The sequence below is a fragment of the Enterobacter sp. HNDS-6 genome (assembly GCF_039850505.1).
Taxonomy (GTDB): Bacteria; Pseudomonadota; Gammaproteobacteria; order Enterobacterales; family Enterobacteriaceae; genus Enterobacter; species Enterobacter kobei.
On the sequence record NZ_CP156673.1, the window covers coordinates 2,186,948 to 2,208,875 of the forward strand.

17 protein-coding genes, 3 rRNA genes and 1 riboswitch are annotated in these 21,928 nt (G+C 55.1%); of the genes, 11 read left to right on the forward strand and 9 right to left on the reverse strand.

Features of this window, described 5'->3' with window-relative positions:
* Positions 1–45 precede the first annotated feature (45 nt).
* From thiH to ABFI50_RS10250, 7 genes are all read right to left on the reverse strand, one after another.
* Positions 46–1,173 (reverse strand): 2-iminoacetate synthase ThiH, encoded by a 1,128-nt coding sequence (gene thiH / locus ABFI50_RS10220; protein WP_014882069.1) that lies wholly within the window; start codon positions 1,171–1,173, stop codon positions 46–48.
* Positions 1,170–1,940 carry a thiazole synthase gene (gene thiG, locus ABFI50_RS10225; RefSeq protein ID WP_180262524.1) on the reverse strand — a complete coding sequence of 257 codons (771 nt, stop codon included), beginning with the start codon at positions 1,938–1,940 and terminating at the stop codon, positions 1,170–1,172. Before thiG ends, thiH begins: the two co-directional genes overlap by 4 nt.
* Position 1,941: 1 nt before the next feature.
* A complete protein-coding gene (gene thiS, locus ABFI50_RS10230) occupies positions 1,942–2,142 on the reverse strand; it encodes a sulfur carrier protein ThiS (RefSeq protein WP_014882071.1) in 201 nt (66 codons plus the stop codon).
* The gene (locus ABFI50_RS10235) at positions 2,126–2,881 is read right to left on the reverse strand and encodes a HesA/MoeB/ThiF family protein (protein WP_180262523.1); all 756 of its coding nucleotides are present in this window, start codon (positions 2,879–2,881) and stop codon (positions 2,126–2,128) included. Before ABFI50_RS10235 ends, thiS begins: the two co-directional genes overlap by 17 nt.
* Positions 2,874–3,509, reverse strand: a complete 636-nt coding sequence (thiE, locus tag ABFI50_RS10240; protein ID WP_088126286.1) for a thiamine phosphate synthase — start codon at positions 3,507–3,509, stop codon at positions 2,874–2,876. Before thiE ends, ABFI50_RS10235 begins: the two co-directional genes overlap by 8 nt.
* Positions 3,509–5,404: a phosphomethylpyrimidine synthase ThiC gene (thiC, locus tag ABFI50_RS10245; protein ID WP_347485987.1), complete on the reverse strand. Its 1,896-nt coding sequence runs from the start codon at positions 5,402–5,404 to the stop codon at positions 3,509–3,511. The genes thiE and thiC overlap by 1 nt, the downstream gene beginning before the upstream one ends.
* 79 nt (positions 5,405–5,483) lie before the next feature.
* Positions 5,484–5,595, reverse strand: a riboswitch (TPP riboswitch).
* A gap of 54 nt (positions 5,596–5,649) precedes the next feature.
* Entirely contained in the window at positions 5,650–6,147 is a 498-nt protein-coding gene (locus tag ABFI50_RS10250) for an Rsd/AlgQ family anti-sigma factor (protein WP_014882075.1), read from the reverse strand.
* Positions 6,148–6,242: 95 nt separating this feature from the next.
* Here ABFI50_RS10250 and nudC point away from each other — a divergent pair, with 95 nt between their 5' ends.
* The 6 genes from nudC (at position 6,243) to ABFI50_RS10280 (ending at position 10,595) form a co-directional block, all read left to right on the forward strand.
* Positions 6,243–7,016, forward strand: a complete 774-nt coding sequence (gene nudC, locus ABFI50_RS10255; protein WP_347485988.1) for an NAD(+) diphosphatase — start codon at positions 6,243–6,245, stop codon at positions 7,014–7,016.
* 38 nt (positions 7,017–7,054) lie between these two features.
* On the forward strand, positions 7,055–8,119 hold the full coding sequence (hemE, locus tag ABFI50_RS10260; protein WP_023336588.1) for a uroporphyrinogen decarboxylase: 1,065 nt from the start codon (positions 7,055–7,057) through the stop codon (positions 8,117–8,119).
* Between the two features lie 9 nt (positions 8,120–8,128).
* Positions 8,129–8,800 (forward strand): deoxyribonuclease V, encoded by a 672-nt coding sequence (gene nfi, locus ABFI50_RS10265; RefSeq protein WP_347485989.1) that lies wholly within the window; start codon positions 8,129–8,131, stop codon positions 8,798–8,800.
* A gap of 41 nt (positions 8,801–8,841) precedes the next feature.
* On the forward strand, positions 8,842–9,432 hold the full coding sequence (locus ABFI50_RS10270) for a YjaG family protein (RefSeq protein WP_014882079.1): 591 nt from the start codon (positions 8,842–8,844) through the stop codon (positions 9,430–9,432).
* Between the two features lie 186 nt (positions 9,433–9,618).
* The gene (hupA, locus tag ABFI50_RS10275; protein WP_002445246.1) at positions 9,619–9,891 is read left to right on the forward strand and encodes a nucleoid-associated protein HU-alpha; all 273 of its coding nucleotides are present in this window, start codon (positions 9,619–9,621) and stop codon (positions 9,889–9,891) included.
* A gap of 11 nt (positions 9,892–9,902) precedes the next feature.
* The gene (locus ABFI50_RS10280; protein ID WP_045282296.1) at positions 9,903–10,595 is read left to right on the forward strand and encodes a DUF1481 domain-containing protein; all 693 of its coding nucleotides are present in this window, start codon (positions 9,903–9,905) and stop codon (positions 10,593–10,595) included.
* A gap of 48 nt (positions 10,596–10,643) precedes the next feature.
* Here ABFI50_RS10280 and purD read toward each other — a convergent pair whose 3' ends face one another.
* A complete protein-coding gene (purD, locus tag ABFI50_RS10285; protein ID WP_023331769.1) occupies positions 10,644–11,936 on the reverse strand; it encodes a phosphoribosylamine--glycine ligase in 1,293 nt (430 codons plus the stop codon).
* Between the two features lie 16 nt (positions 11,937–11,952).
* Positions 11,953–13,542, reverse strand: a complete 1,590-nt coding sequence (purH, locus tag ABFI50_RS10290) for a bifunctional phosphoribosylaminoimidazolecarboxamide formyltransferase/IMP cyclohydrolase (RefSeq protein ID WP_023331770.1) — start codon at positions 13,540–13,542, stop codon at positions 11,953–11,955.
* Positions 13,543–14,102: 560 nt separating this feature from the next.
* Here purH and ABFI50_RS10295 point away from each other — a divergent pair.
* The 5 genes from ABFI50_RS10295 (at position 14,103) to aceB (ending at position 21,913) form a co-directional block, all read left to right on the forward strand.
* Positions 14,103–15,642, forward strand: a 16S ribosomal RNA gene (locus ABFI50_RS10295).
* A 208-nt stretch (positions 15,643–15,850) separates the two neighbouring features.
* Positions 15,851–18,755, forward strand: a 23S ribosomal RNA gene (locus ABFI50_RS10300).
* A gap of 64 nt (positions 18,756–18,819) precedes the next feature.
* Positions 18,820–18,935: ribosomal RNA gene (gene rrf, locus ABFI50_RS10305) — 5S ribosomal RNA — on the forward strand.
* Together the 16S, 23S and 5S rRNA genes form the textbook arrangement of a ribosomal RNA operon.
* Positions 18,936–19,111: 176 nt before the next feature.
* The gene (gene metA, locus ABFI50_RS10310; RefSeq protein ID WP_121527151.1) at positions 19,112–20,041 is read left to right on the forward strand and encodes a homoserine O-succinyltransferase; all 930 of its coding nucleotides are present in this window, start codon (positions 19,112–19,114) and stop codon (positions 20,039–20,041) included.
* 270 nt (positions 20,042–20,311) lie between these two features.
* On the forward strand, positions 20,312–21,913 hold the full coding sequence (aceB, locus tag ABFI50_RS10315; protein ID WP_014882084.1) for a malate synthase A: 1,602 nt from the start codon (positions 20,312–20,314) through the stop codon (positions 21,911–21,913).
* Positions 21,914–21,928: the final 15 nt, after the last annotated feature.

Sequence of the window (21,928 nt, forward strand, 5' to 3'; positions counted from 1 at the left end):
GTAGCGTCTCGACACTTTTTTACCGTATTGCAGCGTGTTTCAACGTTATTGCGAGGCTCTTCCCAGCCAGCTGTCCCAGTCTTTCCAGACCGGCTGTAGGCCCTGTGCCGTCAGGGCGGCGGCGACTGCCTCCGGACGTCGCCCGTCATGCGGTGCAAACTGTTCCAGCTCCGGGTGATCGTCGGCGTAACCGCCCGGCTGTGTTTTGGAAAACGCGCTAACGTTGTTAATTGCCAGCGGGATCACGCGATCGCGAAACGCCGGGGACTCACGCGTTGAAAGCGATAATTCAACCTCCGGGGCGAGCAGGCGAAACGCGCAGATAGTCTGCACCAGCTGACGCTCATCCATCAGCGATGCCGGTTCTATTCCGCCTGCGCAGGGTCGCAGGCGGGGGAAAGAGATAGAATAGCGGCTCTGCCAGTAGTGCTGCTGGAGCCACAACAAATGCTCTGCCACCATGTAGCAATCGACCCGCCAGCTGTCGGAGAGCCCAATCAGCGCCCCGAGACCGATTTTATCGATCCCGGCGCGGCCCAGCCTGTCCGGTGTCTCCAGCCGGAAGAAGAAATCCTGTTTCTTCCCCTTCAGGTGGTGCCGGGCGTACGTTGCCTCGTGGTAGGTTTCCTGGTAAACCATGACCCCATCCAGCCCGAGCGATTTTAACTCCGCGTACTCATCCTGCGACAGGGGCTGTACCTCCATCTGCAACGACGCAAACTCGCGACGTATCGCCGGAAGGTGCTGACGGAAATAGTCCATTCCCACTTTTCCCTGATGCTCGCCCGTGACCAGCAGAAGATGTTCGAACCCCATTTCACGAATGGCGGCGCACTCACGTGCGATCTCATCTTCATCAAGGGTTTTCCGCTTGATGCGGTTGCTCATGGAGAAACCGCAATAGGTGCAGTCATTGGCGCACAGGTTCGAGAGATAAAGTGGAACGTAGAAGCTTACCGTGTTGCCAAAACGCTGGCGGGTAAGGCGCTGAGCGCGCTGCGCCATCGGTTCAAGGTACGCGCTGGCCGCCGGAGAGAGCAGGGCCATCAGGTCCTCACGGGTCAGATGACGGGCATTCAGGGCACGCTCCACGTCAGCCGCCGTTTTGCTGTTGATACGCAGGGCGATATCGTCCCAGTTGAGCTGACGCCAGCGTTCGGTAAACGTGCTCATGAGAGAGCCTCCAGAAAACCGGTCAGCGGGCTGGTGGCCTGCGCCTGAAAACTGCGCGAGCCAGGGCCGGATCCTCTTGCCAGCAAGCCGGCCTCTACGGCCATGCGGAACGCGCGTGCCATCATGACCGGATCGTCAGCCACCGCAATCGCCGTATTGACCAGTACCGCGTCGGCCCCCATCTCCAGCGCCTGCGCGGCATGGCTTGGTACGCCAATCCCCGCATCTACCACCACCGGCACGGTGGCTTGTTCAATGATGATCTCCAGCATCGCGCGAGTTTCGAGACCCTGATTAGAGCCAATTGGCGCACCCAGCGGCATCACGGCGGCACAGCCGACCTCTTCCAGACGCTTACACAGCACAGGGTCCGCCCCGCAGTAAGGCAGGACGGTAAACCCTTGCTGCACAAGCTTTTCTGCTGCTTTCAGCGTTTCAATCGGGTCCGGCAGCAGCCAGCGGGCATCCGGATGAATTTCCAGCTTCAGCCAGCGGGTACCGAGCGCTTCACGTGCCAGCTGTGCGGCGAAAATTGCTTCTTCCGCCGTTTTTGCACCGGAGGTGTTGGGCAAGAGCGTAACGCCTGCCTCCAGCAAAGGCGCAAGAATGGCATCGTTGTGCTGGCGCAGATCCACGCGTTTCATCGCCAGCGTCACCAGCTGGCTGCCACTTTCACGGATGGCCTCTATCATCAGCTGTGGAGAGGCGAACTTTCCGGTTCCGGTAAACAGATGTGAATCAAAGATTTTATCGGCAATATGTAGCATCTCAGCCCCCTGCGATAACCTGAAACAGCAGGATCTGGTCGCCGTCATTGACCTGCTGATGTTCCCACTGCTCGCGCGGCAGGATCTGTTGATTGAGTGCCAGCGCCGTTCCCGGCTTGAGCTGACGTAACTTATCGAGCAGGGCGGCAATGGTCAGCCCGTCGTCGCAGCTTATCGGCTCATCGTTAAACAGAATGCGCATCGCGGCCTCCGCATACCGGGCAGTGGCTGGCGCGGTTTAAGGCCAGATGGCGCCAGCCGCCTGAACGAGCGTCGAACAGCCGCAGCGTATTACGTTCCGTCTCCATGCCGCTGAGCAGCTTGATGGCCTCAAGCGCCTGAAGGGTGCCCATCACTCCGACTACCGGGCCAAGAATGCCTGCCGTGCGGCAGTTGCGTGCGGGCTCGGCATCGTCCGGCCACAGGCAGCGATAGCAGCCCTGCGCCCAGGGGGGCGTCAGGACCATCATCTGTCCGCCGAACCCCACCGCGCTGGCGGTGATCAGCGGCGTGTTATTGATCACGCAGGCGGCGTTGATCGCCTGACGCGTCGCCATATTGTCAGTGCAGTCCAGCACCACGTCGGACAGGGCGACCTCACGGTGCAGATTTTCATCGCTCAGCCGCGTCTGGAGTGCAATCAGTTCGATGTCCGGGTTGAGCTGATTCAGCCTCTGGCGGGTAATCTGCGCTTTGGGTTGATTAATGTCCTTTGTCGTGAAGAGGATTTGTCGCTGCAGGTTGCTGAGGTGCACCTCGTCGTCATCGGCCAGCACCAGCGTACCGATACCTGCGCCTGCCAGATAAAGCGCGGCGGGGGCGCCTAATCCGCCCAGACCAATAATCAACACCCGGCTGGCGAGCAGCTTTTGCTGCCCGTCGATGGCGATATCCTCCAGCAGAATTTGACGGCTGTAGCGCATAAAATCGCGGTCATTCATCGCCCGCTCCTGCCAGCTGTAAAAGCCGTGCCGTGGCCGCCTGCCAGTCCGCCGCCTGGGTAATCGCGCTGACGACGGCGATACTGCCGACGCCGGTTTCCAGTACCGCAGGGGCGCGTTCAAGGCTTATCCCGCCAATGGCAACGGTGGGATAATCGGCCAGGCGCTTAACGTGTAACGCCAGCTGCGTTAAACCCTGTGGTGCGGAGGGCATCTGCTTGGTTTGTGTCGGAAAAACGTGGCCGAGAGCGATATAGGAGGGGTGCGCTGCCAGTGCCACGTCAATTTCCATATCGTCGTGTGTCGACACCCCCAGCCGCAGCCCGGCTTTGCGAATAGCGTTAAGATCGGTAGTTTCCAGATCTTCCTGACCCAGATGGACGCCGTACGCCTGGTGCTTAATAGCCAGCCGCCAGTAGTCGTTGATAAACAGACGAGCGTGGTAGCGTCGTCCCAGCGCGATGGCGGCGATAACGTCGGCCTCAACTTCTTCATCGCGCTTATCCTTGATGCGCAGCTGGAGGGTGCGAACGCCTGCCTCCAGCAGGCGTTGGATCCACTCCACGCTGTCCACCACCGGATAGAGCCCTAAACGGAAGGGCACGGAGGGGAAATCAGGCTGGTACATTAGGCCTCCTCTTTTTTGAGGTAGATCTCGCCGCCTTTCGCGCGGAAGGTTTCTGACATGTCTGCCATACCCACTTCGATGGTCTGTGCGGCGGCGTAGTCGCGTACCTCCTGGCTGATTTTCATCGAGCAGAATTTTGGACCGCACATGGAGCAGAAGTGTGCCACCTTGCCCGATTCCTGTGGCAGGGTTTCGTCGTGGTAGGCGCGGGCGGTGAAGGGGTCCAGCGCCAGGTTGAACTGATCTTCCCAGCGGAATTCAAAGCGCGCCTTCGACATGGCGTTATCGCGGATTTGCGCCCCCGGGTGGCCTTTCGCCAGATCCGCCGCATGAGCGGCAATCTTGTAGGTAATCAGTCCTTGCTTCACGTCCTCTTTATTTGGCAGGCCCAGGTGCTCTTTCGGCGTGACGTAGCAGAGCATGGCGCAGCCGAACCAGCCGATCATCGCTGCGCCAATCCCGGAGGTGAAGTGGTCGTAGCCCGGTGCAATATCGGTGGTCAGGGGCCCCAGAGTATAGAACGGCGCTTCGTGGCAGTGCTCCAGCTCCTCGGTCATATTGCGGCGGATCATCTGCATCGGCACATGTCCAGGGCCTTCAATCATTACCTGTACGTCATACTCCCAGGCAATTTTTGTCAGTTCGCCCAGCGTGTGCAGCTCGGCAAACTGCGCTTCGTCGTTGGCATCGCGAATGGAGCCCGGACGCAGGCCGTCGCCCAGCGACAGGGATACGTCATAGGCAGCGCAGATTTCGCAGATCTCGCGGAAGTGTTCGTAGAGGAAGTTTTCCTGATGATGTGACAGACACCATTTTGCCATGATGGATCCGCCGCGGGAGACGATGCCGGTCAGACGTTTTGCGGTCATCGGCACGTAGCGCAGCAGCACGCCAGCGTGAATCGTGAAGTAGTCCACGCCCTGTTCCGCCTGCTCCAGCAGCGTGTCGCGGAAGGTTTCCCAGGTGAGGTTTTCGGCGATGCCGTTCACTTTCTCCAGCGCCTGATAAATCGGGACGGTACCAATCGGGACCGGGCTGTTACGCAGGATCCACTCGCGGGTTTCGTGAATATAACGGCCAGTTGAGAGGTCCATTACCGTGTCCGCGCCCCAGCGCGTTGACCAGACCAGCTTTTCTACTTCCTCTTCGATGGAGGAAGTGACGGCAGAGTTACCGATATTGGCATTGACCTTCACCAGGAAATTGCGGCCGATAATCATCGGTTCGGATTCCGGGTGGTTGATGTTGGCAGGGATAATCGCGCGGCCAGCGGCCACTTCGTCACGCACAAACTCCGGCGTGATGTTTTCCGGCAGGCGAGCGCCAAACCCTTCACCTGGATGCTGGTGGCGCAGCACTTCGCTACGGATACGCTCGCGGCCCATGTTTTCACGAATGGCGATGAACTCCATCTCCGGCGTGACGATCCCCTGGCGCGCATAGTGCAGCTGGGTCACGCGTTTGCCCGCTCTGGCGCGTTTTGGCGTCAGCAGACCGGTGAAACGCAATTCGTCCAGACCATCGTCGGCCAGGCGCGCTTTGGTGTACGACGAGCTTTGTTCGTTGAGTTCTTCACAGTCGTTACGTGCGTCAATCCACGGCTGGCGCAGCTTTGGCAGACCCCGCTGAACATTGATGGCAACAGAGGGATCGCCATACGGGCCGGAGGTGTCATACACCGGGACGGCTTCGTTATCTTCATATTGCGGGTTATCTTTGCTGCCGCCGATAAGCGTCGGGCTAAGCTGGATTTCGCGCATCGGCACGCGAATGTCGGGCTGTGAACCGGTGATGTATATGCGCTTCGAGTTCGGGAAAGCGGTACCTTCCAGGGTATCGATGAAGTGTTGGGCGTGTTCGCGCTGTTCGCGACGGGTCAGTTTAGTGGTAGACATAGCTCATTCCAGAAGTGAAGGACATGGCTTGTCAGACGACGGATGAAGCAAGAGAAGATCGCCTCAGGGGCGATACAACAGCAGTGTGACTCTTGTTCCCTTCGCAGGTATTAACCTGATCAGGTTCCGCGGATCCCGAATTAACGGTCTCAGCCCGCGCGTTTAAGCGCTGGGCACTCCGACAAGAAAAATCCCCCTCCGCAGAGGGGCGAATGGTTGTAAATTACTCGTTAACGATTAAGAACTCAAGCAGGGCGCGCGATGTTATCTTCGTTACTCACATCCAGGCCGTTATCCAGGACGAGGGCGATCAGCCTGTCTTCCAGCGTGAATCGCTCTTCCAGCGCTTCGCCAAGATCGGAAAGCGCCTGCTGGAACTCAAGATAATTGTCGTGATCGATGGCATTTTCGAGCGTGGAATCGTAGTAATCCATGATCTGCTGGGTGTTGGCTTCCAGCAACGGATAGAGTTTACTGGCCGCTAAATACGGCGTTGTCCCTTCCATTTCGCGGATAATACGTTCATAAATATTGAAATGTCCGTCGGACAGGTAGTCGACCAGGCTCTGACAAAAATCATCCAGCGCTTTTTCATTCAGCCGCATAAACGATTCTTTGCCAGGCTTAATACCGACCAGATTGTAATAAGCCACGAGTAGATGCTTGCGTACATGTAGCCAGCGATCCACCAGTTTGTTACTTCCTCTAACGCGCTCAGTCAGGCTTTCTAGCTGGTTTAACATGGTTGACTCCGCAAGGTTGAGAATTGAATCTGCTTATCCAAAATGTAACCACAATGCTAACAACATGTCAGTGAAGCGAAGGTAGTGCAATAGATATGGATCGTATTATTGAAAAATCAGATCTGGGTTGGTGGATCGTCAGTCACGAACAAAAACTATGGCTTCCTGCCGGGGAGATCCCTTATGGCGCAGCAGAGGCGTTCGATCTTGTTGGCCAGCCAGCACTGAAGATTGGTGAATGGCAGGGGGATGCAGTGTGGTTGATCCAACAGCCTCGCCGTCAGGAGATGGGATCGGTTCGTCAGGTGCTGGATCAGGATGTTGGCCTGTTCCAGCTGGCGGGGCGCGGCGTCCAGCTGGCGGAGTTTTACCGCTCGCATAAATACTGCGGCTACTGCGGCTATACCATGCACCCGAGCAAAACCGAGTGGGCAATGCTCTGCGGCCACTGCCGTGAACGTTACTATCCGCAGATTGCACCCTGCATTATCGTCGCCATTCGCCGTGAGGATACTATCCTGCTGGCGCAGCATACCCGCCATCGCAACGGCATTTATACCGTTCTTGCCGGTTTCGTCGAAGTGGGTGAAACGCTGGAGCAGGCGGTAGCGCGTGAAGTGATGGAAGAGAGCGGGATCAAGGTGAAAAACCTGCGCTACGTAACGTCTCAGCCGTGGCCATTCCCGATGTCCCTGATGACGGCGTTTATGGCGGAATACGACAGCGGTGAGATCGTTATCGATCAGAAAGAGCTGCTGGACGCGAACTGGTATCGTTATGACGATTTGCCTCTGTTACCGCCACCCGGCACCGTGGCGCGTCGGCTGATAGAAGATACCGTGGCGATGTGTCGGGCCGAGTATGAGTAGTGTTACACTGAGGCCATGACGCTTAAGGAACTGCAAAAATGACCGAACTGAAAAACGATCGTTATCTGCGTGCGCTGCTGCGCCAGCCCGTTGATGTCACCCCGGTGTGGATGATGCGCCAGGCAGGACGCTATCTGCCAGAGTACAAAGCCACGCGTGCGCAGGCAGGTGATTTTATGTCGCTGTGCAAAAACGCTGAGCTGGCCTGTGAAGTGACGCTCCAGCCGCTGCGCCGCTTCCCGCTGGATGCCGCCATTCTCTTTTCGGACATTCTGACCATTCCGGATGCAATGGGCCTTGGCCTGTACTTTGAAACCGGCGAAGGCCCGCGTTTTACCTCCCCGATCAAAAGCAAAGCCGACGTGGATAAGCTGCCGATCCCCGATCCGGAAGGCGAACTGGGCTATGTGATGAACGCCGTGCGCACCATTCGCCGTGAGCTGAAAGGCGAAGTGCCGCTGATTGGCTTCTCCGGTAGCCCGTGGACGCTGGCAACTTACATGGTTGAAGGTGGCAGCAGCAAAGCTTTTACCGTGATCAAAAAAATGATGTACGCCGAGCCGATGGCTCTGCATGCGCTGCTGGACAAGCTGGCGAAGAGCGTCACGCTCTATCTCAACGCGCAGATTAAAGCGGGCGCGCAGTCAGTGATGATTTTCGATACTTGGGGTGGCGTACTGACCGGGCGCGATTATCAGCAGTTCTCCCTGTATTACATGCACAAAATCGTTGATGGCCTGCTGCGTGAAAACGAAGGCCGCCGCGTGCCGGTGACGCTGTTCACCAAAGGTGGCGGTCAGTGGCTGGAAGCGATGGCGGCGACCGGCTGCGATGCATTGGGTCTCGACTGGACGACCGATATCGCTGATGCTCGCCGTCGCGTGGGCGACAAAGTGGCGCTGCAGGGCAATATGGACCCGTCCATGCTCTATGCACCGCCAGCCCGCATTGAAGAAGAAGTGTCGACTATACTCTCTGGTTTCGGCCAGGGGGAAGGCCACGTCTTTAACCTCGGCCACGGCATTCATCAGGATGTTCCGCCAGAGCATGCAGGCGTATTTGTGGAGGCGGTGCATCGGCTTTCTGCCCAGTATCACCAGTAAGGAGTGGTTATGGATCTCGCGTCGCTACGCGCTAAGCAAATTGAACTGGCTTCATCGGTGATCCGCGAGGATCGCCTGGATAAGGATCCCCCGCAGTACATTGGCGGAGCGGACGTCGGATTCGAGCAGGGTGGTGAAGTGACGCGAGCGGCGATGGTGGTTCTGAAATACCCTTCGCTGGAGCTGGTTGAGTACAAGGTGGCGCGTATCGCCACCACTATGCCGTACATTCCGGGTTTCCTCTCCTTTCGCGAGTATCCCGCGCTGCTGGCAGCATGGGAGCAGCTCTCGCAAAAACCTGACCTGCTGTTTGTGGATGGACACGGTATCTCACATCCGCGCCGTTTAGGCGTGGCCAGCCATTTTGGGCTGCTGGTGGATGTGCCGACCATTGGCGTTGCCAAAAAACGCCTGTGTGGCGCGTTTGAACCACTTTCCCCCGAGCCGGGTGCGCTGGCGCCGCTTATCCATAAAGGCGAGCAGCTGGCGTGGGTCTGGCGCAGCAAAGCGCGCTGTAATCCGCTGTTTATCGCGACCGGTCACCGGGTGAGCATGGACAGCGCACTGGCGTGGGTTCAGCGCTGCATGAAGGGCTACCGTTTACCGGAGCCAACCCGCTGGGCGGACGCCGTCGCTTCCTCGCGTCCGGCTTTTGTTCGTTGGCAGGAAATTCAGCCGTGATTCAGGTAAACTGCGGCTAATTTTCGATTCGAGACATCATCATGTTACAAAACCCGATCCATCTGCGCCTTGAGAAGCTGGAAAGCTGGCAGCACGTCACCTTTATGGCTTGCCTGTGCGAGCGCATGTATCCCAACTATGCCGCGTTCTGTAAGCAGACGGGCTTTGGTGATGGTCATATCTACCGCCGCATTCTGGATTTGATCTGGGAAACGCTGACGGTCAAAGACGCAAAGGTGAATTTCGACTCCCAACTGGAAAAGCTGGAAGAGGCGATCCCGGCCGCGGATGATTTTGATCTGTACGGTGTCTATCCGGCCATTGATGCCTGCGTGGCATTAAGTGAGCTGATCCACTCCCGTCTGAGTGGCGAAACCCTGGAGCATGCTATCGAAGTCAGTAAGGCATCCATTACGACCGTTGCGATGCTCGAAATGACCCAGGAAGGCCGTGAAATGACCGACGAAGAGCTGCGAGCTAACCCGGCGGTTGAGCAGGAATGGGATATCCAGTGGGAAATTTTCCGCCTGCTGGCAGAGTGTGAAGAACGTGACATTGAGCTGATCAAAGGGCTGCGTGCGGACTTACGTGAGTCGGGCGAGAGCAATATTGGTATAATTTTTAACCAATGAGACAACAAAACGTGATTTAACGCCTGTTTTGTCGCACCTCGACTCTTCCCTTCTGCCCCCCGTCTGGTCTACATTTGGGGGGCGAAAAAAAGTGGCTATCGGTGCGTGTATGCAGGAGAGTGCTTTTTTGGCATTTTCGTCGCACTCGATGCTTAGCAAGCGATAAACACATTGAAAGGATAACTTATGAACAAGACTCAACTGATTGATGTAATTGCGGACAAGGCTGATCTGTCTAAAGTGCAGGCTAAAGCTGCTCTGGAATCTACCCTGGCTGCTATTACTGAGTCTCTGAAAGAAGGCGATGCTGTACAACTGGTTGGTTTCGGTACCTTCAAAGTGAACCACCGCGCTGAGCGTACTGGCCGCAACCCGCAGACCGGTAAAGAAATCAAAATCGCCGCAGCTAACGTGCCGGCATTTGTTTCTGGTAAAGCACTGAAAGACGCTGTTAAGTAAGACGCGTGGCAGTGAACAGTTTTAGCGAAGGGGCGGCAACGCCCCTTTTGTCATTCCGGCGTGGAACGCTCGCGCTGGCAGGCGTGCTTCTGCTGTCTGCCTGCAGCCACGACACCTCTCTGCCACCGTTTACCGCCAGCGGCTACGCTGACAATCAGGGTGCGGTGAGGATATGGCGCAAAGATTCCGGCGGCGAAGTGCATCTGCTCTCCGCTTTCAGTCCGTGGCATAACGGCAATACGTCGACCGCGGAGTATCGCTGGCAGGGTGATTACCTGTCGCTGATTGAACTGAACGTCTACAGTAAAACCCCCGAACATGTGAAAGTGCGTTTTGACGACCATGGTGAGCTGAGCTTTATGCAGCGTGAAGTGAGTGGTCAAAAACAGCAGCTTTCCAGCGATCAGATTGCCCTCTACCGCTATCGTGCTGAACAAATCCGCCAGACCAGCGATGCGCTTCGTCTTGGACGTGTGGTGCTGCGTCAGGGGCGCTGGCATAACGATGGCACGGTAACCACCTGCGAAGGGCAGACGGTGAAGCCTGAGCTTGAATCCTGGGCGACCGAACATATTCAACGCCGTCAGCGTCATTCATCAATGGAAGTGAGTGTCGCGTGGCTTGAGGCGCCGGAAGGCTCTCAGCTGTTGCTGGTGGCGAACGAAGATTTCTGCACGTGGCAGCCGACAGAGAAGAGTTTTTGACGTAAATCCCCTCTCCCTTGAGGGAGAGGGTTAGGGTGAGGGGGAAAATTACTCGCCCTGCTCGCGCGCAATCGCACGATAACCAATATCCTGACGGCTAAAGCTACCGTTCCAGTGAATATCCGCCATCAGCGCATAGGCACGCTTCTGCGCTTCTGCAACGGTATGACCTAGTGCGGTAGCACACAGGACGCGGCCGCCGTTGGTCAGGACGCGCTCGTCGTCAGACAGTTTCGTACCCGCGTGGAATACCTTCGCACCATCAATCTCTTCCAGCGGCAGGCCGTGGATTTCATCACCGGTGTTGTAGTTACCCGGATAACCGCCCGCGGCAATCACCACGCCCAGAGACGCACGTTCGTCCCACTCTGAGGTTTTCTCGTCCAGCTTGCCTTCGCAAGCCGCCAGACACAGATCGACCAGGTCCGATTTCATGCGCAGCATTATCGGTTGAGTTTCCGGATCGCCAAAGCGGCAGTTGAACTCGATAACCTTAGGGTTGCCCTGCTTGTCGATCATCAGACCTGCATAGAGGAAACCGGTGTAGGTATTCCCTTCCGCCGCCATGCCTTTCACGGTAGGCCAGATAATGCGGTCCATGGTGCGCTGATGTACTTCATCCGTCACCACCGGGGCAGGGGAGTAGGCGCCCATCCCGCCGGTATTAGGACCGGTATCGCCATTACCCACGCGTTTATGATCCTGGCTGGTGGCCATCGGCAGAACGTGCTCGCCGTCGACCATGACAATGAAGCTCGCTTCTTCGCCGTCGAGGAACTCTTCAATCACGATACGGTGGCCTGCATCGCCAAAGGCATTGCCAGCCAGCATATCCTGAACCGCGGCTTCCGCTTCTTCGAGGGTCATCGCAACGATAACGCCTTTACCGGCGGCCAGACCGTCGGCTTTAATAACGATCGGCGCGCCTTTTTCACGCAGGTAAGCCAGAGCTGGCTCCACTTCGGTGAAGTTCTGATATTCCGCCGTCGGGATGTTGTGACGTGCCAGGAAATCTTTGGTGAAGGCCTTAGACCCTTCCAGTTGGGCAGCACCTTCCGTTGGTCCGAAGATTTTCAGGCCAGCAGCGCGGAACGCGTCAACTACGCCAATCACCAGGGGCGCTTCCGGGCCGACAATGGTCAGATCGATTTTCTCATTCTGGGCAAAGTTCAGCAGGGCCGGGATATCGGTCACACCGATGGCGACGTTCTGCAAAGCGGGTTCCAGGGCAGTACCGGCGTTACCCGGTGCCACGAAGACCGTTTTCACCCGCGGAGACTGCGCCGCTTTCCACGCCAGGGCGTGCTCGCGTCCGCCGTTACCAATCACTAATACTTTCATTTTTCTGCTCCGGGAATTAATGGCGGAAGTGGCGCATGTCGGTGAAGATCATCGCGATACCGTGTTCGTCGGCGGCGGCAATCACTTCGTCGTCGCGGATAGAACCACCTGGCTGGATCACGCAGGTAATGCCTACAGCGGCTGCCGCATCGATACCGTCACGGAACGGGAAGAAGGCATCAGAGGCCATGGCGGAACCTTTCACTTCCAGCCCTTCATCACCTGCTTTGATCCCGGCAATTTTCGCAGAGTAGACACGGCTCATCTGGCCTGCGCCTATTCCGATGGTCATGTTCTCTTTGGCGTAGACGATGGCGTTGGACTTGACGAACTTCGCCACTTTCCAGCAGAACAGCGCGTCACGCAGCTCCTGCTCGCTCGGCTGGCGTTTGGTCACTACGCGCAGGTCAGCTTCTGTCACCATACCCAGATCGCGATCCTGAACCAGAAGGCCGCCGTTCACGCGTTTGAAGTCCAGACCCGGCACGCGATTTGCCCACTGACCGCAAATCAGTACGCGCACATTCTGTTTTGCTGCGGTGATTTTGAGCGCTTCTTCGGATGCCGATGGTGCAATGATCACTTCAACAAACTGTCGGGAGATGATGGCCTGCGCGGTTTGGGCATCCAGCTCGCGGTTGAAGGCGATAATGCCGCCAAACGCGGAGGTCGGGTCGGTTTTGTAAGCACGGTCGTAAGCGTCCAGAATAGAGGTGCTCACCGCCACGCCGCATGGGTTAGCGTGCTTGACGATAACGCAGGCTGGCTCGCTGAACTCTTTCACGCATTCCAGCGCAGCGTCGGTGTCAGCAATATTGTTGTAGGAGAGCGCCTTGCCCTGAACCTGCTGAGCGGTGGCAACCGAGGCTTCTTTGATCTCTTCTTCTATATAGAAGGCAGCCTGCTGGTGGCTGTTCTCGCCGTAACGCATATCCTGCTTCTTGATGAAGTTCAGGTTCAGCGTGCGCGGGAAGCGGCCAGAAGGATCGTTGCTTTCACCGTGGTAAGCCGGCACCAGGCTACCGAAGTAGTTGGCGATCATGCTGTCGTATGCAGCGGTGTGTTCGAAGGCTTTGATAGCGAGGTCGAAACGCGTGTCGAGCGTCAGTGACCCTTCGTTGGCATCCATCTCGCTAATAATGGTGTTGTAATCGCTGCTCTTCACCACGATGGCCACATCTTTATGGTTCTTGGCTGCAGAGCGCACCATGGTCGGGCCGCCGATATCAATATTTTCTACCGCATCTTCCAGAGAGCAGCCTTCGCGGGCAACGGTCTGGGCAAACGGGTAGAGGTTAACGACAACCATGTCGATTGGCGCAATATCATGCTTTTCCATAATGGCATCGTCCTGGCCGCGACGGCCAAGAATACCGCCGTGCACTTTCGGATGCAGAGTTTTGACGCGTCCATCCATCATCTCCGGGAAACCGGTGTAATCGGACACTTCGGTTACCGGCAGACCTTTATCTGCTAACAGGCGTGCGGTGCCGCCTGTAGAAAGCAGCTCCACACCGCGTGCAGAAAGTGCCTGAGCGAATTCGACGATACCGGCTTTATCAGAAACACTGAGCAGAGCGCGGCGGACTGGACGACGTTGTTGCATGGTAAATCCCCTGGATTTCACGATTACAGAGAGCGTTAGATGAATTTTCCTGCGAAAAACTCATCTAACACACCTGACGAGGCATCCTTGTGAAGCGCGAGCATTTTAACGAAAACGTTTGCGCAACGCTCGCACATTTTTACTTTTTCGTATCATTGTGGATAAGTCTGTGTGTAAAAGGGTATAAGGCGGGGTTTTGCTGTGGAATGCAGCAGTCAGTCATTTTTCTGTCATTTAGCGGTTGCGGCCTGCGGAGAACTCCCTATAATGCGCCTCCATCGACACGGCAGATGTGAATCACTTCACAGACAACCCGGTCGGTTGAAGAGAAAAAATCCTGAAATAACGGGTTGACTCTGAAAGAGGAAAGCGTAATATACGCCACCTCGCAACGGTGAGCGAAAGCCGCGTTGCACTGCTCTTTAACAATTTATCAGACAATCTGTGTGGGCACTCAAAGTGACATGGATTCTTAATGTCTTCGGACAATAAATGAATACCAAGTCTCTGAGTGAACATACGTAATTCATTACGAAGTTTAATTCACGAGCATCAAACTTAAATTGAAGAGTTTGATCATGGCTCAGATTGAACGCTGGCGGCAGGCCTAACACATGCAAGTCGAACGGTAGCACAGAGAGCTTGCTCTCGGGTGACGAGTGGCGGACGGGTGAGTAATGTCTGGGAAACTGCCTGATGGAGGGGGATAACTACTGGAAACGGTAGCTAATACCGCATAACGTCGCAAGACCAAAGAGGGGGACCTTCGGGCCTCTTGCCATCAGATGTGCCCAGATGGGATTAGCTAGTAGGTGGGGTAACGGCTCACCTAGGCGACGATCCCTAGCTGGTCTGAGAGGATGACCAGCCACACTGGAACTGAGACACGGTCCAGACTCCTACGGGAGGCAGCAGTGGGGAATATTGCACAATGGGCGCAAGCCTGATGCAGCCATGCCGCGTGTATGAAGAAGGCCTTCGGGTTGTAAAGTACTTTCAGCGGGGAGGAAGGTGTTGTGGTTAATAACCGCAGCAATTGACGTTACCCGCAGAAGAAGCACCGGCTAACTCCGTGCCAGCAGCCGCGGTAATACGGAGGGTGCAAGCGTTAATCGGAATTACTGGGCGTAAAGCGCACGCAGGCGGTCTGTCAAGTCGGATGTGAAATCCCCGGGCTCAACCTGGGAACTGCATTCGAAACTGGCAGGCTAGAGTCTTGTAGAGGGGGGTAGAATTCCAGGTGTAGCGGTGAAATGCGTAGAGATCTGGAGGAATACCGGTGGCGAAGGCGGCCCCCTGGACAAAGACTGACGCTCAGGTGCGAAAGCGTGGGGAGCAAACAGGATTAGATACCCTGGTAGTCCACGCCGTAAACGATGTCGACTTGGAGGTTGTGCCCTTGAGGCGTGGCTTCCGGAGCTAACGCGTTAAGTCGACCGCCTGGGGAGTACGGCCGCAAGGTTAAAACTCAAATGAATTGACGGGGGCCCGCACAAGCGGTGGAGCATGTGGTTTAATTCGATGCAACGCGAAGAACCTTACCTACTCTTGACATCCAGAGAACTTAGCAGAGATGCTTTGGTGCCTTCGGGAACTCTGAGACAGGTGCTGCATGGCTGTCGTCAGCTCGTGTTGTGAAATGTTGGGTTAAGTCCCGCAACGAGCGCAACCCTTATCCTTTGTTGCCAGCGGTTAGGCCGGGAACTCAAAGGAGACTGCCAGTGATAAACTGGAGGAAGGTGGGGATGACGTCAAGTCATCATGGCCCTTACGAGTAGGGCTACACACGTGCTACAATGGCGCATACAAAGAGAAGCGACCTCGCGAGAGCAAGCGGACCTCATAAAGTGCGTCGTAGTCCGGATTGGAGTCTGCAACTCGACTCCATGAAGTCGGAATCGCTAGTAATCGTAGATCAGAATGCTACGGTGAATACGTTCCCGGGCCTTGTACACACCGCCCGTCACACCATGGGAGTGGGTTGCAAAAGAAGTAGGTAGCTTAACCTTCGGGAGGGCGCTTACCACTTTGTGATTCATGACTGGGGTGAAGTCGTAACAAGGTAACCGTAGGGGAACCTGCGGTTGGATCACCTCCTTACCTTAAAGAACCTGCCTTTGTAGTGCTCACACAGATTGTCTGATGAATGATGAACTTCTGAATGTACTTTTGAGTGCATTAAGAAGTTTTGCTCTTTAAAAATCTGGATCAAGCTGAAAATTGAAACGACACACATGTTATGTGTGTTCGAGTCTCTCAAATTTTCGCAAACCGATGATGAATCGAAAGAAACATCTTCGGGTTGTGAGGTTAAGCGACTAAGCGTACACGGTGGATGCCCTGGCAGTCAGAGGCGATGAAGGACGTGCTAATCTGCGAAAAGCGCCGGCGAGGTGATATGAACCTTTGACCCGGCGATGTCCGAATGGGGAAACCCAGTGTGTTCCGACACACTATCGTTAACTGAATACATAGGTTAACGAGGCGAACCGGGGGAACTGAAACATCTAAGTACCCCGAGGAAAAGAAATCAACCGAGATTCCCCCAGTAGCGGCGAGCGAACGGGGAGCAGCCCGGAGTCTGAATCAGCTTGTGTGTTAGTGGAACGGTCTGGAAAGTCCGACGGTACAGGGTGATAGTCCCGTACACGAAAATGCACAGGTTGTGAACTCGAAGAGTAGGGCGGGACACGTGGTATCCTGTCTGAATATGGGGGGACCATCCTCCAAGGCTAAATACTCCTGACTGACCGATAGTGAACCAGTACCGTGAGGGAAAGGCGAAAAGAACCCCGGCGAGGGGAGTGAAAAAGAACCTGAAACCGTGTACGTACAAGCAGTGGGAGCCTACTTGTTAGGTGACTGCGTACCTTTTGTATAATGGGTCAGCGACTTATATTCTGTAGCAAGGTTAACCGTATAGGGGAGCCGAAGGGAAACCGAGTCTTAACTGGGCGTTAAGTTGCAGGGTATAGACCCGAAACCCGGTGATCTAGCCATGGGCAGGTTGAAGGTTGGGTAACACTAACTGGAGGACCGAACCGACTAATGTTGAAAAATTAGCGGATGACCTGTGGCTGGGGGTGAAAGGCCAATCAAACCGGGAGATAGCTGGTTCTCCCCGAAAGCTATTTAGGTAGCGCCTCGTGAACTCATCTTCGGGGGTAGAGCACTGTTTCGGCTAGGGGGCCATCCCGGCTTACCAACCCGATGCAAACTACGAATACCGAAGAATGTTATCACGGGAGACACACGGCGGGTGCTAACGTCCGTCGTGAAGAGGGAAACAACCCAGACCGCCAGCTAAGGTCCCAAAGTCATGGTTAAGTGGGAAACGATGTGGGAAGGCACAGACAGCCAGGATGTTGGCTTAGAAGCAGCCATCATTTAAAGAAAGCGTAATAGCTCACTGGTCGAGTCGGCCTGCGCGGAAGATGTAACGGGGCTAAACCATGCACCGAAGCTGCGGCAGCGACACTATGTGTTGTTGGGTAGGGGAGCGTTCTGTAAGCCGTTGAAGGTGGCCTGTGAGGGTTGCTGGAGGTATCAGAAGTGCGAATGCTGACATAAGTAACGATAAAGCGGGTGAAAAGCCCGCTCGCCGGAAGACCAAGGGTTCCTGTCCAACGTTAATCGGGGCAGGGTGAGTCGACCCCTAAGGCGAGGCCGAAAGGCGTAGTCGATGGGAAACAGGTTAATATTCCTGTACTTGGTGTTACTGCGAAGGGGGGACGGAGAAGGCTATGTTAGCCGGGCGACGGTTGTCCCGGTTTAAGCATGTAGGCGGAGGTTCCAGGTAAATCCGGTACCTTATTAACGCTGAGGTGTGATGACGAGGCACTACGGTGCTGAAGTAACAAATGCCCTGCTTCCAGGAAAAGCCTCTAAGCATCAGGTAACACGAAATCGTACCCCAAACCGACACAGGTGGTCAGGTAGAGAATACCAAGGCGCTTGAGAGAACTCGGGTGAAGGAACTAGGCAAAATGGTGCCGTAACTTCGGGAGAAGGCACGCTGATATGTAGGTGAAGCCCCTGCGGGTGGAGCTGAAATCAGTCGAAGATACCAGCTGGCTGCAACTGTTTATTAAAAACACAGCACTGTGCAAACACGAAAGTGGACGTATACGGTGTGACGCCTGCCCGGTGCCGGAAGGTTAATTGATGGGGTTAGCGGCAACGCGAAGCTCTTGATCGAAGCCCCGGTAAACGGCGGCCGTAACTATAACGGTCCTAAGGTAGCGAAATTCCTTGTCGGGTAAGTTCCGACCTGCACGAATGGCGTAATGATGGCCAGGCTGTCTCCACCCGAGACTCAGTGAAATTGAACTCGCTGTGAAGATGCAGTGTACCCGCGGCAAGACGGAAAGACCCCGTGAACCTTTACTATAGCTTGACACTGAACACTGGTCCTTGATGTGTAGGATAGGTGGGAGGCTTTGAAGCGTGGACGCCAGTCTGCGTGGAGCCGCCCTTGAAATACCACCCTTTAATGGCTGGTGTTCTAACGTAGACCCGTAATCCGGGTTGCGGACAGTGTCTGGTGGGTAGTTTGACTGGGGCGGTCTCCTCCCAAAGAGTAACGGAGGAGCACGAAGGTTAGCTAATCCTGGTCGGACATCAGGAGGTTAGTGCAATGGCATAAGCTAGCTTGACTGCGAGAGTGACGGCTCGAGCAGGTGCGAAAGCAGGTCATAGTGATCCGGTGGTTCTGAATGGAAGGGCCATCGCTCAACGGATAAAAGGTACTCCGGGGATAACAGGCTGATACCGCCCAAGAGTTCATATCGACGGCGGTGTTTGGCACCTCGATGTCGGCTCATCACATCCTGGGGCTGAAGTAGGTCCCAAGGGTATGGCTGTTCGCCATTTAAAGTGGTACGCGAGCTGGGTTTAGAACGTCGTGAGACAGTTCGGTCCCTATCTGCCGTGGGCGCTGGAGAATTGAGGGGGGCTGCTCCTAGTACGAGAGGACCGGAGTGGACGCATCACTGGTGTTCGGGTTGTCATGCCAATGGCACTGCCCGGTAGCTAAATGCGGAAGAGATAAGTGCTGAAAGCATCTAAGCACGAAACTTGCCCCGAGATGAGTTCTCCCTGAGACTATAAGTCTCCTGAAGGAACGTTGAAGACGACGACGTTGATAGGTCGGGTGTGTAAGCGCAGCGATGCGTTGAGCTAACCGATACTAATGAACCGTGAGGCTTAACCTTACAACGCCGAAGCTGTTTTGGCGGTGAGAGACGATTTTCAGCCTGATACAGATAACAGAATTTGCCTGGCGGCTTTAGCGCGGTGGTCCCACCTGACCCCATGCCGAACTCAGAAGTGAAACGCCGTAGCGCCGATGGTAGTGTGGGGTCTCCCCATGTGAGAGTAGGGAACTGCCAGGCATCAATCAAGAAGAACCCCGTACCGTAAGGTGCGGGGTTTTTTGCTTTGGGCTTTATTCCTCTCCTTGAAACTTTCTCACCTTCCTCTTGCAGACTCGACATTCAGGCCGGATCTCGGTATTGTTAGCTGTCTGGATGTCTAAACGTTTATACGTATGCTTTGAGGATTCAACGATATGCCGATTCGGGTGCAGGACGAGCTACCAGCCGTCAATTTCTTACGTGAAGAGAACGTCTTTGTGATGACGGCTTCACGCGCAACAGTTCAGGAAATTCGCCCGCTGAAGGTTCTTATTCTCAACCTGATGCCGAAAAAGATTGAAACAGAGAATCAGTTCCTGCGTCTGCTTTCAAACTCTCCGCTGCAGGTCGATATTCAGCTGCTGCGGATCGATGCGCGCGAGTCACGCAACACGCCTTCTGAGCACCTGAACAACTTTTACTGTAACTTCGATGACATTCAGAGGGAAAACTTCGACGGCCTGATTGTGACCGGCGCACCGCTCGGTCTGGTTGAATTTAACGATGTCGCCTACTGGCCGCAGATCAAACAGGTCCTGGAGTGGGCAAAAGATCACGTCACGTCCACCTTGTTTGTTTGTTGGGCGGTACAGGCTGCACTGAATATTCTTTATGGTATCCCTAAACAAACCCGCACTGAAAAGCTCTCCGGCGTATACGAACACCACATTCTTCATCCACATGCTCTGCTGACGCGCGGGTTCGATGATTCGTTTCTGGCGCCGCATTCGCGCTATGCCGATTTCCCGGCGCAGCTGATCCGTGATTACACCGATCTGGAGATCCTGGCCGAAACGGAAGAGGGGGATGCATACCTGTTTGCCAGCAAAGATAAGCGCATTGCCTTTGTAACCGGGCATCCTGAATACGATCCGCATACCCTCGCGTCAGAGTATTTCCGTGATGTCGAAGCGGGTCTTAATCCGGATGTGCCGTACAACTATTTCCCGAAAAACGATCCACAAAACAAACCGAGAGCAACCTGGCGCAGCCACGGGAATTTGCTTTTTACAAACTGGCTCAACTATTACGTCTACCAGATCACACCATACGATCTGCGACACATGAATCCGACGCTAGAGTAATCTTCTGCATTAAACGATCCTAAAGCGTTTCAGCTGTTCGCATCAGGCACCTTCGGGTGCCTTTTTTATTTCCGAAATTCTACTCAACATTGAGAAAAACTTTAATTTCATACTGATCAATGAGTTAACGTTATAAATTAAATAAAATGGAAATTGTTTTTGATTTTGGAAAAAATAGAGATAGTCTTAATTCTGCTGAGCGAAAACTACACAACGATCTTTCGTTCGCATCGGGGGCGTGATTTTAGATCTTTGATGAGGAGCAGAGTAATGACTCAACAGGCAACGACGGTCGACGAACTGGCCTTTACCCAGCCGCATGGTGAGCAAGAACAGCAAATATTGACGGCAGAGGCGGTCGAATTTCTGACTGAACTGGTGACCCGCTTTACGCCGCAGCGCAATAAGCTGCTGGCAGCACGCATTCACCAGCAGCAGGAAATTGACGATGGCAAGTTGCCTGGGTTTATTTCGGAAACCGCTTCCATTCGCCGTGGTGAGTGGAAAATTCGTGGTATTCCTGAAGATTTACAGGATCGCCGCGTTGAGATCACCGGTCCGGTAGAACGCAAAATGGTGATCAACGCCATGAACGCGAACGTTAAAGTCTTTATGGCTGATTTTGAAGACTCGTTGGCACCGGACTGGCGTAAGGTTATCGAGGGGCAAATCAACCTGCGCGACGCCGTGAACGGCACCATCAGCTATACCAACGAAGCCGGGAAAATCTATCAACTTAAACCGAATCCGGCGGTGCTGATCTGTCGCGTACGCGGTCTCCATCTGCCTGAAAAACATGTCACCTGGCGTGGGGAAGCCATTCCCGGCAGCCTGTTTGATTTCGCGCTCTATTTCTTCCACAACCACAAAAACCTGCTGGCAAAAGGCAGCGGCCCCTATTTCTATCTGCCAAAAACGCAGGCCTGGCAGGAAGCGGCCTGGTGGAGTGACGTGTTCAGTTATGCAGAAGATCGTTTCAACCTGCCACGTGGCACCATCAAAGCCACCCTGTTGATTGAAACGCTGCCTGCGGTTTTCCAGATGAACGAAATTCTGCATGCCCTGCGTGACCACATCGTCGGCCTGAACTGTGGGCGTTGGGACTATATCTTCAGCTATATCAAAACCCTGAAAAATTATCCCGATCGTGTACTGCCCGATCGTCAGGTCGTCACTATGGATAAGCCGTTCCTGAGCGCCTACTCGCGCCTGCTGATCAAAACCTGCCACAAGCGCGGTGCCTTTGCGATGGGCGGCATGGCGGCATTTATTCCGAGCAAAGACGCGGAGCGTAACAATCAGGTGCTCAACAAAGTGAAGGCCGATAAAGAGCTTGAAGCGCGTAACGGTCATGACGGAACGTGGATCGCCCATCCGGGCCTCGCAGACACGGCAATGGAAGTCTTTAACCGCGTACTCGGTGACAATAAAAATCAGCTCTTTGTTACGCGCGAAGAGGATGCGCCAACGGCTGAAGAACAGCTGCTGGCACCGTGTGCAGGTGAACGTACGGAAGAGGGCATGCGCGCCAACATTCGCGTTGCGGTGCAGTACATCGAAGCGTGGATCTCCGGCAACGGCTGCGTGCCGATCTACGGCCTGATGGAAGATGCCGCCACCGCGGAAATCTCCCGCACCTCTATCTGGCAATGGATCCATCATCAAAAAACGCTCAGCAACGGCAAGCCGGTGACCAAAGCCCTGTTCCGCCAGATGCTGGCCGAAGAAATGCGGGTGATCCAGGACGAGTTGGGCGAACACCGCTTCAGCAGCGGACGTTTTGACGATGCTGCACGCCTGATGGAACAAATCACCACCTCAGATGACTTAATCGACTTCCTGACCCTGCCGGGCTACCGGTTCCTGGCGTAACTCACCACATAACAA